Origin of the sequence: Ensifer sp. WSM1721, from assembly GCF_000513895.2 — a bacterium.
Taxonomy (GTDB): domain Bacteria; phylum Pseudomonadota; class Alphaproteobacteria; order Rhizobiales; family Rhizobiaceae; genus Sinorhizobium.
This window is the reverse complement of record NZ_CP165782.1, coordinates 616,802-631,479: the sequence shown is the minus strand read 5'-3', so window position 1 is coordinate 631,479 and position 14,678 is coordinate 616,802. Positions and strand designations below refer to the sequence as shown.

Genomic DNA, 14,678 nt, shown 5'->3' with positions numbered 1-14,678 from the left:
CCCCTTCCGATTACTGTGCGGCGTTTGCGGCGACGTCAACGGTCTTGGCCGCGCCGTCGATGGACGCCGTCAGCGCCCTGTTCGCTTCGCCGAGATTGGTTGCGGCGGCCGCAAGCCATGCGTCGTACTTGTCCTGCGGGACGACCCGGACGGCGATCGGCATGTAAGCGTGATCCTTGCCGCAGAGCTCGGAACACTGGCCGTAGTAGAGGCCTTCACGATCAGCCCTGAACCAGGTTTCATTGAGACGGCCGGGAACCGCGTCGATCTTGACGCCGAAAGCCGGCATTGCAAAGGCATGGATCACGTCGGCTGCCGTGACCAGCAGACGGACGGTCTTGCCGACCGGCACGACGACCTCGTTGTCGACGGCGAGAAGGCGCGGATAAGCTGCCTTGTCTTCCTTGCCGAGACTTGCGCGGTCCTCTTCTTTCAAGAGAAGACTGTCGAAGGACAGCGGATTTTCGCCGACCTCGTATTCATAGGACCAGTACCACTGGTTTCCCGTCGCCTTGACCGTCAGGTCCGGATTCTGCGGCGGCGTGAGTTGCGCGGTGAGAAGCTGGAACGAGGGAATGGCCAGAAAAAGCAGGATGATGACGGGACCGACCGTCCAGATGACTTCGATGAGCGTGTTGTGGCTGGTCCTGGACGGAACCGGGTTGGCGCTCTCGCGGAACTTAACCACTACGATGATCAGCAGGAGGAGGACGAGAAGCGTGATCGGAACGATGAACCACAAGGTATAATGTTCAAACCACCTGATTTCTTCCATGATGCCTGTCGCGGCCGGCTGCAGACCCGCCTGCCAGTCGACAGGCTTGTCAGCAAAGGCGCTTGAAGCAAAAAGCAGACAGGCAAGCGCTGCCAGAACTGCATAGGCCTTGTTTCTCACAATTACGTCTCCCCAATGCGCTTGATCAGGATCAAACCCGGAACGCAGAATCCCTGCGATACTGAAGCGCTTCAAACCACAGTTTGACCAGCGCCGCAACATCTGTGCAATGAACGCCGTGCGGCATTTTTGCACAAAGCGATTTTTTCGCACAGGAGACCTCGCGCTCGGTTACCGGCTGCGTTAAGCATCTCTCCGCTACCCGGCTGTGCGTGGATAACGGCCAGAACGGCGGGTGCCTTTTGCCGGTACGGCGGGAGGCTGGGCCCAATTTCGGCCATATGGCGCTGGAATGTAAGGAGCAGGGCTTTTCATTTATCTCCGCGCACTTCAAGAATAGCCCCAACGATTCGAGGTTTTTGAGGTTTACATGGGCCTGTCCCTCTTCTCCCGGCTGCCGGTTCTGGCCGCGCTCGGAATTGCCGCCTTTGCCTTCCCCGCCCAAAGCATGGCCCAGCAATCCGGCGGAACGCCCGGGACGGTAAAGTCGAACCACGGCGCATGGTCTATCGTCTGCGACAAGCCGGCCGGCGCCTCGGCCGAACAATGCGCGCTCATGCAGAACGTGATCGATGAGGACCGGCCAGAGGTCGGGTTATCGGTCGTCGTGCTCAAGACAGCCGACCGCAAGGCGAAAATCCTCCGCGTTCTGGCGCCGCTCGGCGTGCTGCTGCCGAACGGCCTCGGCCTCAACGTCGACGGCAAGGATATCGGCCGCGCCTATTTCGTGCGCTGCTTCTCCGATGGCTGCTATGCGGAAGTGGTGCTCGAGGACGAGCTCCTGAAAACGCTTCGCGCCGGCGCGACCGCGACCTTCTTCGTGTTCCAGTCTCCCGAGGAAGGGATCGGCATCCCGGTCGACCTCAAGGGCTTCGGCGAGGGTTACGACGCCCTGCCGTGATTGATGCCACGTCTTATCCGCAATGACAAAGCCGCGCTCGAGATACGCGGCTTTTTTGTGGAGTCTGATGACCGGGCGCGGAGCCCTTACTTTACAGGATATCGGTCGCGGCGATCTTGATGCCGAAGCCTTCCAGGCCGACATAGTGACGCTCGCGTGACGAGAGGAGCCGGATCGAGCTGATGCCGAGATCCTTCAGGATCTGAGCGCCGAGGCCGATCTCCAGCCACTCGCTTTCGCGCGCCTGCGCCTCGGAATGCGCCTCGCGATCATGCTTGCCCTTGCGCGCGGTCTGCGAAACACCGACGCCGACGGAGCCCTCGCGCAGGTAGACGATCACGCCCCTGCCCTCCCCGGCGATGCGCTTCATGATCTCATCGAGCTGACGGTCGCCGCCGAAGACGTCCGCAGCGACATTTTCGAGGTGGAGGCGGACCGGGATGTCGATACCGTCGCGAATGTCGCCGAAGACGACGGCGAGGTGTTGCATCGGATCCCAGGGCAGCGAATAGGTATGGCCCTTCGCCTTGCCGTAAGGCGTGTCGATGTCGAAGCAACTGCCGTGCTCGATCAAAGTTTCCTTGCGCTGGCGATAGGCGATGAGATCCGCCACCGAGACCTGTTTCAGGCCGTGGGTCTCGGCGAAGGCCTCAACCTGCGGACCGCGCATCACCGTGCCGTCGTCATTGACGAGTTCGCAGATGACGCCGATCGGCGGCAGGCTCGCGAGCTTGCAGAGATCGACCGCCGCTTCAGTATGGCCGGAGCGCATCAGCACGCCGCCCTCGCGCGCGACCAGCGGAAAGATGTGGCCTGGCCGCACGAAGTCCGTCGGGCCGACATTCGGATTGGCCAGGTTCCTTACCGTCAAAGTCCGATCATCGGCGGAAATGCCGGTCGTCGTTCCATGCTTGAAGTCGACGGACACGGTGAAGGCCGTGGTGTGGGCGGAGTCGTTCTCTGCGACCATCGCATTCAGATTGAGGCGCTTCGCCTCCTCGCGCGGCATCGGTGCGCAAACGATGCCGGAGGTGTGGCGCACGATGAAGGCCATCTTCTCCGGCGTGCAATGCACCGCCGCGACGATCAGGTCGCCTTCGTTTTCCCGGCCGCCGTCATCCGTGACGACGACGATCTCGCCGGCCTCGAAGGCGCGAATGGCTTCGACGACGCGCTTCTGGTCATAGGACATCTGTATTTCTCTCCCGCAAATTATTTCAACCGCCCGGTCTGGCCGCGGTCACGCAGGTAATGATCGGCGATCGTGCAGGCAAGCATGGCCTCCCCGATCGGCACGGCCCGAATGCCGACGCAAGGATCGTGGCGCCCCTTTGTGCGCACGTCGACCTCATTGCCGTCGCTGTCGATCGAGCGGCGATCGGTGAGGATGGAGGATGTCGGCTTGATCGCAAAGCGCGCGACGATCGGCTGGCCCGTCGAAATGCCGCCGAGAATGCCGCCCGCATTGTTGGAGAGGAAGACCGGCTCGCCGCCGGCGCCGATGCGCATCTCGTCGGCATTCTCCTCGCCGCTGATCTCGGCGGCAGCGAAACCGTTGCCGATCTCCACGCCTTTGACCGCGTTGATCGACATCAGGTTCGAAGCGATGTCCTGGTCGAGCTTGCCGTAAATCGGCGCTCCGATGCCGGCCGGAACACCTTCGGCGACAACCTCGACGACGGCTCCGATCGACGAGCCGGCCTTGCGGATGCCGTCGAGATAGTCCTCCCATACCGGAACGATCCCCGGATCGGGCGAGAAGAACGGATTGTTGTTGACCTCCGCCCAATCCCAATTGGCCCGATTGATCCTGTGCTTGCCGATCTGCACGAGCGCGCCGCGCACGACGAGACCCGGAACCACCTTGCGGGCGATGACGCCGGCCGCGACGCGCGCGGCGGTCTCGCGTGCCGAGGAGCGGCCGCCGCCGCGATAGTCGCGAATGCCGTATTTTACATCATAGGTATAGTCGGCATGGCCCGGGCGATAGCGCTTGGCGATCTCGGAATAGTCCTTCGAGCGCTGGTCGGTGTTCTCGATCATCATCGAGATCGGCGTGCCGGTGGAGATCATCGTCTCGCCATCGTCGTCGAGCATTACGCCCGAAAGGATCCTCACCAGATCGTCTTCGCGGCGCTGAGTCACGAAGCGCGACTGACCGGGCTTGCGCTTGTCGAGCCAGGCCTGGACCTCGGACAGCGTGAAGCGAACTCCCGGCGGGCACCCGTCGACGACACAGCCGAGCGCCGGACCGTGGCTTTCGCCCCAGGTCGTGACGCGGAAGAGGTGACCGAAGGTATTGTGCGACATGGCGGGTACCGAACTCCGGATCGCGACGGGGCGAACCGATCCTGGTTCGACCGCGTCGGCATGATTCCAATTGCCTTGGAGCAAAAGGCAACGTCCTATTCGACCGCCCGCTCCAAGAAGATCCGCGCGAATTTGCGCGTGCCCTCTCTTACTGCATGTTTCCTTAAATCGTAAACGATTTAAGGACAAAAACATGCGGCAACTCAAAGCGCTACAGCGACCAAAAAGGCTTTCCGGGATGTCCAAGAATTTTTGCGGTCGGGTCAGGACGCCATTCGGAGACCCTTGGCCGTTGCGAAGGCCACGAAGTCCCCGCTGCTCAACGGCCGCGAGAAAGCATAGCCTTGCAGCAGGTCGCAGCCCAGGATGCCGAGCATCTCCGCATGCGCCATCGTTTCCACACCCTCAGCCACGGTTTCAATGCCGAGGGAGCGGCCGATGTCGATGATCGAGCGGACCAGCGCCTGCTCCCTGCGCGCGCCGATCACCGGCGCCACAAGCTGGCGATCGATCTTCAGCCGTTTCGGCTTGATTTTCAGGAGGCTGACGATCGAGGTGTGGCCGGTGCCGAAGTCGTCAATCTCTATGTCGATGCCGAGCCTCTTGATCCCTTCGATGTTGGCGGTCACGACATCGTCGCTCTCGTCCAGGAAGATCGACTCCACCAGTTCGAAGGAAATCTGGCCAGGCGCGATGCTCAGTCCTTGGAGTGAGGCGAGCAATTCCTGGTCCTGCAGGCGCTTGGCCGAGACGTTCACCGAGACCTTCGGAACCACGAGGCCCGCCGCTGCCCAGCGCATTCGGTCCGCGAGCGATTTCTCCAGAACCAGGCGGTCGAGCACGGCCGTTACATTCAGCTCATCCGCGATCCTCAGGAATCGGTCCGGCGTAAGCGTACCCTCGCGCGGATGTCGCCAGCGGATCAAGGCTTCGACGCCGGCGAGCGCCAGGGTCGACGCGTCGAACTGCGGCTGGTACCACGGGACGAACTCGTCGCGTTCGATGCCCTCGAGGATCTCGTCGGCCACCCGCTTGGTGGTGACCACCTCGGCCTGCAGCGTCTCTGTGAAGAATTGGTGCCGGTTGCGGCCGTTTTCCTTGGCGCGATAAAGGGCGATGTCGGCGTTGACGAGCAGCTTGCGCGCGTCGATCGTCGCGCCGCGCGCGACGGCAATGCCGATGCTCACGCCGAAACGGCAGGGAAAGCCGTTGTAATCGACCGGCTGGCGCATCTGCGCGATGATGCGGTCGCACAGAGCGGCCAAGGCGGCATCGTCGGGCGCCCCGGAAATCACCACCACAAACTCGTCGCCGCCAATGCGCGCGACGATGTCGTCTGCCGAAATGTTGGAGCGAAGGATCTCGGAGGCATGCACCAGCATGGCGTCGCCCGCTGCATGTCCGAGCGTGTCGTTGATCTGTTTGAACCGGTCGAGATCGATATGCAGGACAGCGACGTCCGGCGGCCGCTCGGCACCTGCCGCCGATAGCCGTTCCAATGCCTTGTCGAGCATTCGTCGGTTGCCGAGGCCGGTCAGCGGGTCATGCAGCGCATTGTGCTCGATTCGATCCTTGGCCTCGGCGAGTTCCACATTCTTGAGGTCAGCCATGGCCTTCGCCGCCCGCAGCTGCTCGGTCATCAGCACGTCGTCGGTCACATCCCAACTGATGCCGATGATCTTGGCTCGGCCGTCGGCACCCTCATGCCCCGAACCCACGTTGCGAATATGGCGTATGCCCCCATCCGGCCGGACCACACGATACTGCGACCGGTATTCGAGCCCTTGGTCGAGGCTGCGCAGCAGAACGGAAGATGCCGCGCCTATGTCGTCGGGATGCACGGTTGCGCGCCATTCGTCGTAGGTCGGATCACGGCCGCTGCGCGAAAGCCCGTGCAAATGGAACATCCGCTCGTCCCAGGAGCGTTCCTGCGTCTTGAGATCGATCTCCCATATGCCGATCTTTGACGCTTCAAGCGCCAGATTGAGACGGTGCGAGAGCGACAGCACCTCACTTTCGCGCGCTTTCAATTTGGCGATGTTCCGTTGCCGCTCGTTGACGAGGCCACCGGCCAGCAGGATGGGCATGACGACGATGACGATCGCCGCAAAAATCACCAGCCGGATATCGTCGCCGTTTTCCGGTTCCTGCGCCCAGCCGCCGACCGGAACCGCCGCGAGTTCCCACACGCCGCCCGGCAGACGAAGCTCGCGGATGACCGGAGCATTGCGGAAGACCTCGTCGTCACCGAGGAACGCGTCCTGAATATTGTCGGTGACGGAAACGTCGCGAATGGCAAGGCGCACGTCGACCTGCATGCGGCCATCGGAGATTTGTGAGAGCTCCTGGCCCTCTTTCCGCAAATGCGCCGCACGATAGAGTGCCTTGTCGTCGAGGACGGCCTCGACGAGGCTCCACGATACCGTCGCGCTTGCCGCCTTCCCGACGACGGGCAAGAAGAGCTCGAAGCCGCTGCGGCCGCTCGGCAGACGCACCGGCCCGACGATGACGGGTTTGCCCATCGACGCGGCGCGCTCAACGGCAGACCGGGTCGTCCCGAATTTGTTGAGGTCCGTTCCGATGAACCACTGTTGGGAGTCTTGCGGAAAGGCGGCGCCGACCACGCCGCCTTGCGCTGCCGATACGCGGATCATCAGCGGATTCTGCAGGAGCAGCTTCGTCGCCAGTTCGCTCAGCTCCTCCGCCCCGATATCCGGCCGGATCGCCACGGCGTTGGCAAATCCGTTCAGCGCGGCAATATTGGCGTCGATCTCCGCCTCGACACGGCTGGCGATAAGGCTAAGTTCGTTTTCGACCTTGATCTTGAGCTCGCTGCGGAAGTTCTCACGATTCTGGCGCTCGTAGATGTGACCACCGGTTGCAACGACGACAGCCGCAATGACCGCCGGGACGAGCGACGGTTTGGCGAGCTTGGCGATCGTGCGGACGTGATGACGCAGAACGGCAATGATCAATGGTTTTTCCCCAATCCGCGCGTTACCATATCGGCGGAGTCTTAAGATAGGCTTTCGTGAAATTTCCTTGGAAAACCTGAAGATAGGAGCCGTGCGAGAGCGCGCGGGCGGCCGTTCATGGTTTGGTTCGCTTGAAATTCGCGATGTCGGCGTTCACTCTCCGCTCCGCCGGCCACCCAGTTCGCGGGTGCGTCCTAAAAGCAACAACACAAGGCTACTTTTGCCACAATCGGGGATCAAAGCGTGATGACAAGAACATTCGCAGAATCATTGAAGAGGGCAAGAAAGATGCGATTTGTCATTGCCACGCTCATGGCCACCGCAAGCTTGCTTTCGCCTCTTTCCGCGCTTGCAGAAAGCGCCGACGTCGAGGCCGTCATCACCAGTGTCGATACCGACCGGCTGAGCCTCTCCCTCGATGACGGCAAAAACTACCAGGCGCCCGAGGAATTCAATTTCGAGGGACTGAAGGCCGGCGTAAAGGTTCTCGTCTTCTACACTGAGGTCGACGGCAAACGCGTCATCAATGATTTGGAGATCCTTCAGTAGGTCCTGAGCGCCAGCTGAACCGCTAACTCGGTCATCGGGCGCGGCGAGCACGATCAAATCCAATTTATGGAGCCCTCGACGATCTTCAGCAAACGGTCCTGCGGGATCGCTGCGGCCGCCGCTTCCTCGGCCTCCATTTCGCCGAGCAGCTTGAACAGCGCCCGGATAACGCCGCCGTGGCTGACGCAAATGGTAGGCCGCGTCACGCCCTTGAGCCACGCGCCTATGCGCCAAGACAGGATCTCATAGCTCTCGGCATCGGCACCCGGTGGAATGAAGTCCCATTTGGCGACGCGCCGCTCGGCGATGCGCTCCGGCACAAGGCGCTTCAGCTCTGGGAGCGTGTAGCCCTCCCAGTCGCCGAAGGAGACCTCCTTCAGCCGCTCGTCGGTGCCGTAGGCAAACGGGTCGAGCCCCATCGCGCGCCGGAGGCGCTCCATGGTTTCGCGCGTGCGGCCGAGGGGACTACTGACGAAATCGAAGCCGCCGGCATTACTCCCGAGGATCTTCCCCAGTGCTATCCCATTCCCGGTCGCCTGCTGGCGGCCGGTTTCGTTGAGGGGAATATCCTTCTGGCCCTGAAGGCGGCTCTCCGCATTCCAGTCCGTTTGTCCGTGGCGGACCATGTAGATGAGCACAGTGTTCACTCCGGGCGAGCCGTCGCCACCGTCCCTGCTGCATGTCCTTAATCGCAGCGGATCTAAGGATAAGACCTGCAGCGCTCAAAGTGCCACAGCGACTTCGTGCGTACTGAAAGCACGACGCTGCAGCGCGAAGACGATCAGTCCTTCAGAACGCTGATATCCGGGGCGTCGACAGCCTTCATGCCTACCGTGTGGTAGCCCGAATCGACATGATGGACTTCGCCGGTGACGCCGCTCGACAGATCGGACAGCAGGTAGAGTGCGGAATTGCCGACCTCCTCGATGGAGACGGTGCGCTTCAGCGGAGCGTTGTACTCGTTCCACTTCAATATATAGCGGAAATCGCCAATGCCTGACGCGGCGAGCGTCTTGATCGGCCCGGCCGAGATCGCGTTGACGCGGATGCCGCGATTGCCGAGATCGACCGCCAGATAGCGCACGCTTGCCTCGAGTGCAGCCTTGGCGACCCCCATCACGTTGTAGTGCGGCATGACCTTTTCGGCGCCGTAATAGGTGAGCGTCAACATCGAGCCGCCGTCGTTCATGATGCGCTCGGCGCGCGCAGCAACCGCCGTGAAGGAATAGACGGAGATATCCATCGTGCGAGCGAAGTTGTCGCGGCTAGTATCGAGATAGCGCCCCGTCAGCTCGTCCTTGTCGGAGAAGGCAATGGCATGCACGACGAAGTCGATCTTGCCCCACTTCTCCTCGAGCGTCGAGAAAACGGCGTCGATCGTGCCAAGGTCGGTCACGTCGCAATGGCCGGCCATCACGGCGCCAAGTTCCTGGGCGAGTGGCTCTACTCGCTTCTTCAGCGCATCGCCCTGCCACGTCAGCGCGATTTCAGCGCCGGCCTCCGACAACGCCTTGGCGATGCCCCATGCTATCGAGCGATTGTTTGCGACGCCCATGATGACGCCGCGCTTGCCATTCATCAGACCCGATGCCTGAGCCATGGAATGTCCCCAATACTGTCTGCCTGCACCGGCTGCGCCGAGGCAATGTTCAATATAATACGCCGCACCTCAGCGGGGTGCGGCAAATTGTCGAGAATTGCCTATGGCATAGGCGTCCAAGCGGTTCAAGCGCGACGCAGATCAGGAACTGTTAGTCCCCGTAATATTGGTTCACCTTGTCAGAAAAGCGTCACAAATAGAGGCCGTCGCGCTGGGAACGCATAAGGTCCATCACCTTGTCATCCGGCTTCTCATGAAGCACAAGCCGCAATTCGACGAGCAGGTCCCCGCGTTCGCCGTCGGTCCTTGGCAGTCCCTTGCCCGGGACACGGATCACCTTGTCGGACCCCGACCAGGCCGGCACCGTCACCGCGACGGGCCCGTTCGGGGTCTCGATCATGGTCTCGCAGCCCAGAACCGCATTTTCAAGGTCGAGCGGCAGAGTGGTCACAAGGTCTAGTCTTCGGGTGCGGAACGGCCCGTCCTGGCCGATGCGTAATGTCGCAACGACATCGCCGCGGGCCATCCCGGTGACGCGATAACCCTGCTCCTTCAGGCGGATCGTTTGGCCATCCGTCGTGCCGGCCGGTATCGAGATCCTGAGCGTTTCCCCTTCGGGAAGCTCGACCGGGACGCGCGCCCGATTGATCACGTCCTCGATACTGACTGGCACGTCAATGGAAAGATCCGGCACCTTCTCCGCCGTCTTTGCGATGCGGCCGCGAATGCGCTGGACGATCGCCGAGACGAGCTCAGCAGCAGGCGCAATGGAACGTCGAGCCGTGGCTGTTTCGGCTCTCGGCGGCTCCGGCTTCGGTTCAGCCACGAGCTCCGCATTCGCGGCCGCCCCGGTCTTCTCGGGGCGCGCCGACGCCTTCATGCGCGAGGCCGATGCTGCGGTCTGCGGCTCGACGCCGAAGATGCGGGAAACCGCCTCCTCTGCCGTCTCGGCGCCCACCGGCTCCTCGGCAACCTCCGGGCCGCGCATCTTCTCCTTCATCGCCTCCATGCGCCGGAGTTCCGCCTCGCGCCGGGCCCAGTCATATCGGCCTCTGCGCACCGGATCACGCAGCAGCTCATAGGCTCGACCCGCTTCGGCGAAGCGCTCGGTGGCGAGCGGATCGTCCTGATTGTGATCAGGGTGCACTGCCTTGGCCAACGAGCGCCAGGCCGCCTTGATTTCCTCCTGCCCGGCATTGCGACGCACACCGAGAATTGCGTAGGGATCGCGCATGGCTTGCCACCATATTCTTTATCGGCGGCCCTCTCCCGGAGCTCGCCGCATGCCTGACGAATTCGAAGGGCCTCAGAACGCCCTTCTTCTTCAGCGATGATCGGCGAGAAGTTGCTAACTATCGGTTAGTCGGAAGCGGCATCGCCAGCCTGAAAGCGATGCTCCGGCGCGTCGATTCGCCGCTTTGCGGCAACGTGGTTAACCGCCGATTTCAGCTACGCGGACCGAAGCTCGTCAGATACCATTCACCGCTTTCGAGCTGGCAGGTGCTGCCGTCGAACTTGGCTATGCCTTCATAGGAGTGGCGCGTCGTCGTAAACCGCCTGCACCGCATGCCGGAGGCATTGTCCTCCTGGATGCTGCTGATCACGCCGGCGCTTCCCGAAGTTGCGTTCGCCCATGGGATGGCGTTGTCGGCGCCCTGGCTGACGTCGGCGGAGATCACGGCATTGCGCACGGCCACAGCGTCGGAAAGGCCGTCCGACGTTTTGGCGACCGGAACGGTCCCGGTCGAGACCGAGCGGTCGACGCCTGAGCCTCCGAAGACATCGAGGCCCGCGCCCATACAACCTGGTAGAATGAGAATCGTCAGACAAAAAGCCGCGCCGCGCAGCAACACGGAGCAAAAACCCTTCTTGCCATCGATCCGCTTTGCTATGTCTTGCACGGCAATCCTGTCAGACTCGCCAGAGCCAGCATGCCCCGAGGAAGTTCGGCAGCAGGCTCTGACATTTTTCGATGCGGAAACACCGATCGGATACATCCCGTAGTGGTTCCGCGCCAGACACACGGCATTGGAAGACAATATGACCGCGCATGAGTTAACAAGCAGTGACTTCACGGACGCAAGCGAGCCCTTTTCCCTTTTCGGCACATGGCTGAAGGACGCCGAGGAGAGCGAGGTGAACGATCCGAACGCCGTCGCGCTCGCGACCGTCGATCCCGATGGCCTGCCCAATGTGCGCATGGTCCTGCTCAAGGGATTCGACGAACGCGGCTTCGTCTTCTACACGAATTTCGAAAGCAAGAAAGGCCAGGAAATCCTCGCAACGCCCAAGGCCGCCATGTGTTTCCATTGGAAATCGCTGCGCCGGCAGGTGCGCCTGCGCGGCCCGGCCGAAATCGTCTCCGGCGAAGAGGCGGACGAATATTTCAGCAGCCGGCCGCGCGGCAGCCGCATCGGCGCCTGGGCCTCCAAGCAGTCGCGCCCGCTCGAAAGCCGCTTCGCGCTCGAGAAGGCGGTCGCCGAATACACGGCGCGCTACGCGATCGGCGAGATTCCACGGCCCGAATATTGGTCCGGTTTCCGCATCCGCCCCATCTCGATCGAATTCTGGCACGACCGACCCTTCCGGCTGCACGATCGCATCGAATTCAGCCGCACAACGCCCGAAGGCGGCTGGACGAAGGTGCGGATGTATCCCTAGCGCGGGACGACGAAAAGCGTGCGCGGTTTTCCGCCCCGATCACGTTCAATGGATTAGGTCGATCCGATCTAATCCATTGTGACGGGCGGCTCGTCGATTTTCAGGCGAAAAGCCGGAACGGTATGCCGGACGCGAGAGCGGTCACGTAGCGGGCGCTCTGGAAATGGCCGTTGAGGGAAATGCGCGGCAGCGCATGCGGATTCGCGGCGGCCGAAAGCATGCCGGGCTCCGTCGTGACCGCCGCGGCGAAGCCGAGACCCGCGGCAAGGCGATGGTCCCGTGCCGAAACGGCAAGCCGGTCGCCGTAGGGATAGGCGAAGCTCAGGGGCCTGCGACCGGAAACCGCCTCGATACGGTCGGCGGATGCCGAGATTTCGCGGCGTGCCTCGTTCTCATCGAGCCGTGCCAAAGCGCGATGGCTGATCGTGTGTCCGCCAAGGCTCGCAAGCGGGCTTGCGATCAGCGCGCGCAAGCCCGCCTCGTCGAGCGTCAATCGTTCGGTAAGGGCCAAGGGATCGACGCCGTGTTCGGCCGCAGCCCGGTTCAGCTTAGCGACGGCATGCGCTTCGTCGCCGCTATGAATATGCGCGGCGATCCGATCGAAAGCCGCCTGTTTCTCGGCAAGCGTTGCGGCCGCCATGATCTCCTCGCCCGCACCGAAATCGAAGCGCAGCGTATGAACTGCCGACAGCAGATCGGCGACTGTTTCCCACCAGAGCGTATGGGTGCGATCGACACAGCCGGCAGTGACGAAGACGGTGAAAGGCACGCAGTGCCGCTCGAACACCGGCAGGCCGTGATCGAGATTGTTGCGGTAGCCATCGTCGAGGGTAAAACAGGCGAAGGGCTGAGTATCCTCGGAAGCAAGGCAAGCCGGCACCTCCTCCAGCGGGACGAAACGGTAGCCGTTTCGCTTCAAAGTCAGGACCGCGACCTCGAGGAACTCCGGCGTAATTTCCAAATGCGCGTTGGGATCGAAGGCCCGCGGGACCTTCGGGCGAACGTGATGCAGGGTGAAGATCGCGCCCCGTCCGCGGGCTCGTGTCATCAGCCGCGCTTGCGCCAGCAGGTGCGAAGCCTCCAGGCCGCCGGCGATGGCGACACGTCTGATGTGCTTGCTGACCGCCCGCGCGAGGCCCTGCTTCATCTTATTCCGTTTCCCATGCCGGATTGGATTCGACCACGGTCACCATGATCGCTGGGGCAGCGGTCCGTCTTGCTTCGCCCGCCCTGCAATGCCGGACGGTAGCCTCGGCGGGGTTAAACCTTGCTGAATCTGGTCGGCTTGCGCGGATAACGCCGCGCGGAGGGCCGCTGCGTGCAATCGCTTTTCCCGCTGCAAGGTTGCAACAAGGCCGCGACCCTGTCACAAAGATGAACTGCTGCATGTCTCCTTAAATCACCTCGATTTAAGGAGACATGCAGCGATTCAAAGTGCGACAGCGACCTTTGCGCGTCTGATAAGACGCGCGGCGCTGTATGCCGCTCTCGGCCGCACGTTCGCATGAGGGGGAAATCCGATGACGCGGTTCCGGTTTGTCTTGGCGGCGATCGCCGCTTTTCTCTTCGGCACTATGCAGGCAATGGCGGGCAATGCTTCCCTCGTTCTAGATGTCCGGACAGGCCGAGTTCTCTCTTCTGAAAATGCCGATACCCTCAATCATCCGGCGTCCCTGACCAAGATGATGACGCTCTACCTGACCTTCGAGGCGCTGCACCGTGGCCAGATCGCCTGGAGTACTCCTTTGCCCATGTCTCAGACGGCCGCGCGCAAGCCACCGACGAAGCTCGGCGTCAGGGCAGGCGAGACGATCACCGTCGAAGAGGCCGTCTACGGCATGATCGTCCGCTCGGCCAATGATGCGGCCGCGGCGGTCGCCGAGCGGCTCGGAGGATCCGAGGAGGCTTTTGCTCGCATCATGAACGCAAAAGCCCGCCAGCTCGGCATGACCCGCACGTTCTTCGTCAACGCTTCGGGCCTGCCCGCGAGCCACCAGGTCACCACGGCGCGCGACATGGCACGGCTCGCCGTCGCCCTTATGAGGCATTACCCGCGGGAATACCGGATGTTTGCGGCCGAAAGCTTCCGCTTCCGCGGCCGTGTGATCCGCGGCCACAACAATCTGATGTACCGCTATCAGGGCATGGATGGGATCAAGACCGGCTATACCAGGGCTTCCGGTTACAATTTGGTGAGTGCGGTCAGCGACGGCAACCGCCGCGTTGTCGGCGTAGTGCTGGGCGGGCGCACCGCGAAAAGCCGCGACGACAAGATGGCCGCCATGCTCGACCAGCACCTCGGGCGGGCTGGGCAAACGAATGTCGCCGCGGCCAGACAGCGGCGTCCCGTCGAGGTTGCGACATTGCCCGGAGTGTCGCTCTCCTATCTGGGCACGACACCCGCAGGCGAAGATGCAACGGCAACGATCATCGCCGCTTCCACGCAAACGGTGGTGCCGGCGGATCGGCCCACGGCCCTGAGTGCCAATACAGAGGTCAAACCGGCCGCGAACGGCTATTGGCAGATTCAGATTTCCACCGCGCCGACCGAGGAAGGCGCGCGCAAGATCCTTGTCGAAGCGCAGTCGGCCGGTGGCGCCGCCCTTCTCGGTGCTACCCCGCACACCAAAGCAGCGGGCTCGGGTGGCGCCGATCGCTTTAGTGTGGGCTTTACAGGTTTTGCCAGCCGTGAGGCGGCATCCACCGCCTGCGATGTTCTAAAAAAGCGATCCTATAAGTGCACCCTGCTTCCCGACCGGGGTTAGAGCGGAAAGCGTGCACGGTCCT

The 14,678-nt window shown here is 62.3% G+C and carries 13 protein-coding genes; 4 read left to right on the top strand and 9 right to left on the bottom strand.

The window, feature by feature from the left end:
- Nucleotides 1-10: 10 nt before the first annotated feature.
- Complete coding sequence (gene coxB / locus M728_RS02975; RefSeq protein ID WP_026618536.1) at nucleotides 11-895, bottom strand: cytochrome c oxidase subunit II; 885 nt, start codon at nucleotides 893-895, stop codon at nucleotides 11-13.
- Nucleotides 896-1,265: 370 nt separating this feature from the next.
- Here coxB and M728_RS02970 point away from each other — a divergent pair, with 370 nt between their 5' ends.
- Nucleotides 1,266-1,796 carry an invasion associated locus B family protein gene (locus tag M728_RS02970; protein ID WP_026618535.1) on the top strand — a complete coding sequence of 177 codons (531 nt, stop codon included), beginning with the start codon at nucleotides 1,266-1,268 and terminating at the stop codon, nucleotides 1,794-1,796.
- Nucleotides 1,797-1,887: 91 nt separating this feature from the next.
- Here M728_RS02970 and ribB read toward each other — a convergent pair whose 3' ends face one another.
- The 3 genes from ribB to M728_RS02955 all read right to left on the bottom strand — a co-directional run bounded on the left by ribB (nucleotide 1,888) and on the right by M728_RS02955 (nucleotide 7,081).
- Nucleotides 1,888-2,988 (bottom strand): 3,4-dihydroxy-2-butanone-4-phosphate synthase, encoded by a 1,101-nt coding sequence (gene ribB, locus M728_RS02965; RefSeq protein ID WP_026618534.1) that lies wholly within the window; start codon nucleotides 2,986-2,988, stop codon nucleotides 1,888-1,890.
- A gap of 20 nt (nucleotides 2,989-3,008) precedes the next feature.
- Entirely contained in the window at nucleotides 3,009-4,106 is a 1,098-nt protein-coding gene (aroC, locus tag M728_RS02960) for a chorismate synthase (RefSeq protein WP_026618533.1), read from the bottom strand.
- A gap of 263 nt (nucleotides 4,107-4,369) precedes the next feature.
- Nucleotides 4,370-7,081 (bottom strand): EAL domain-containing protein, encoded by a 2,712-nt coding sequence (locus tag M728_RS02955; RefSeq protein WP_051440796.1) that lies wholly within the window; start codon nucleotides 7,079-7,081, stop codon nucleotides 4,370-4,372.
- A gap of 288 nt (nucleotides 7,082-7,369) precedes the next feature.
- Between M728_RS02955 and M728_RS02950 the strand changes: the two genes are divergently transcribed.
- Complete coding sequence (locus tag M728_RS02950) at nucleotides 7,370-7,630, top strand: DUF1344 domain-containing protein (protein ID WP_026618531.1); 261 nt, start codon at nucleotides 7,370-7,372, stop codon at nucleotides 7,628-7,630.
- Nucleotides 7,631-7,683: 53 nt separating this feature from the next.
- Here the strand turns inward: M728_RS02950 and M728_RS02945 are convergent, their stop codons facing one another.
- From M728_RS02945 to M728_RS02930, 4 genes are all read right to left on the bottom strand, one after another.
- On the bottom strand, nucleotides 7,684-8,268 hold the full coding sequence (locus tag M728_RS02945; RefSeq protein WP_026618530.1) for a histidine phosphatase family protein: 585 nt from the start codon (nucleotides 8,266-8,268) through the stop codon (nucleotides 7,684-7,686).
- Nucleotides 8,269-8,411: 143 nt separating this feature from the next.
- Nucleotides 8,412-9,230 (bottom strand): enoyl-ACP reductase FabI, encoded by an 819-nt coding sequence (gene fabI / locus M728_RS02940; protein WP_026612911.1) that lies wholly within the window; start codon nucleotides 9,228-9,230, stop codon nucleotides 8,412-8,414.
- A gap of 190 nt (nucleotides 9,231-9,420) precedes the next feature.
- Nucleotides 9,421-10,464, bottom strand: coding sequence for a DnaJ C-terminal domain-containing protein (locus M728_RS02935; protein WP_026618529.1), 1,044 nt, complete (start codon nucleotides 10,462-10,464; stop codon nucleotides 9,421-9,423).
- Between the two features lie 211 nt (nucleotides 10,465-10,675).
- Entirely contained in the window at nucleotides 10,676-11,131 is a 456-nt protein-coding gene (locus tag M728_RS02930) for an RT0821/Lpp0805 family surface protein (RefSeq protein WP_026618528.1), read from the bottom strand.
- Between the two features lie 139 nt (nucleotides 11,132-11,270).
- On the opposite strand from M728_RS02930, the gene pdxH reads away from it, so the two are divergent.
- The gene (pdxH, locus tag M728_RS02925) at nucleotides 11,271-11,891 is read left to right on the top strand and encodes a pyridoxamine 5'-phosphate oxidase (protein ID WP_026618527.1); all 621 of its coding nucleotides are present in this window, start codon (nucleotides 11,271-11,273) and stop codon (nucleotides 11,889-11,891) included.
- Nucleotides 11,892-11,991: 100 nt separating this feature from the next.
- Here the strand turns inward: pdxH and M728_RS02920 are convergent, their stop codons facing one another.
- On the bottom strand, nucleotides 11,992-13,038 hold the full coding sequence (locus M728_RS02920) for a polysaccharide deacetylase family protein (RefSeq protein ID WP_026618526.1): 1,047 nt from the start codon (nucleotides 13,036-13,038) through the stop codon (nucleotides 11,992-11,994).
- Between the two features lie 373 nt (nucleotides 13,039-13,411).
- Here M728_RS02920 and M728_RS02915 point away from each other — a divergent pair, with 373 nt between their 5' ends.
- Nucleotides 13,412-14,656 carry a D-alanyl-D-alanine carboxypeptidase family protein gene (locus M728_RS02915; protein WP_026618525.1) on the top strand — a complete coding sequence of 415 codons (1,245 nt, stop codon included), beginning with the start codon at nucleotides 13,412-13,414 and terminating at the stop codon, nucleotides 14,654-14,656.
- The last annotated feature ends 22 nt before the right edge of the window (nucleotides 14,657-14,678 follow it).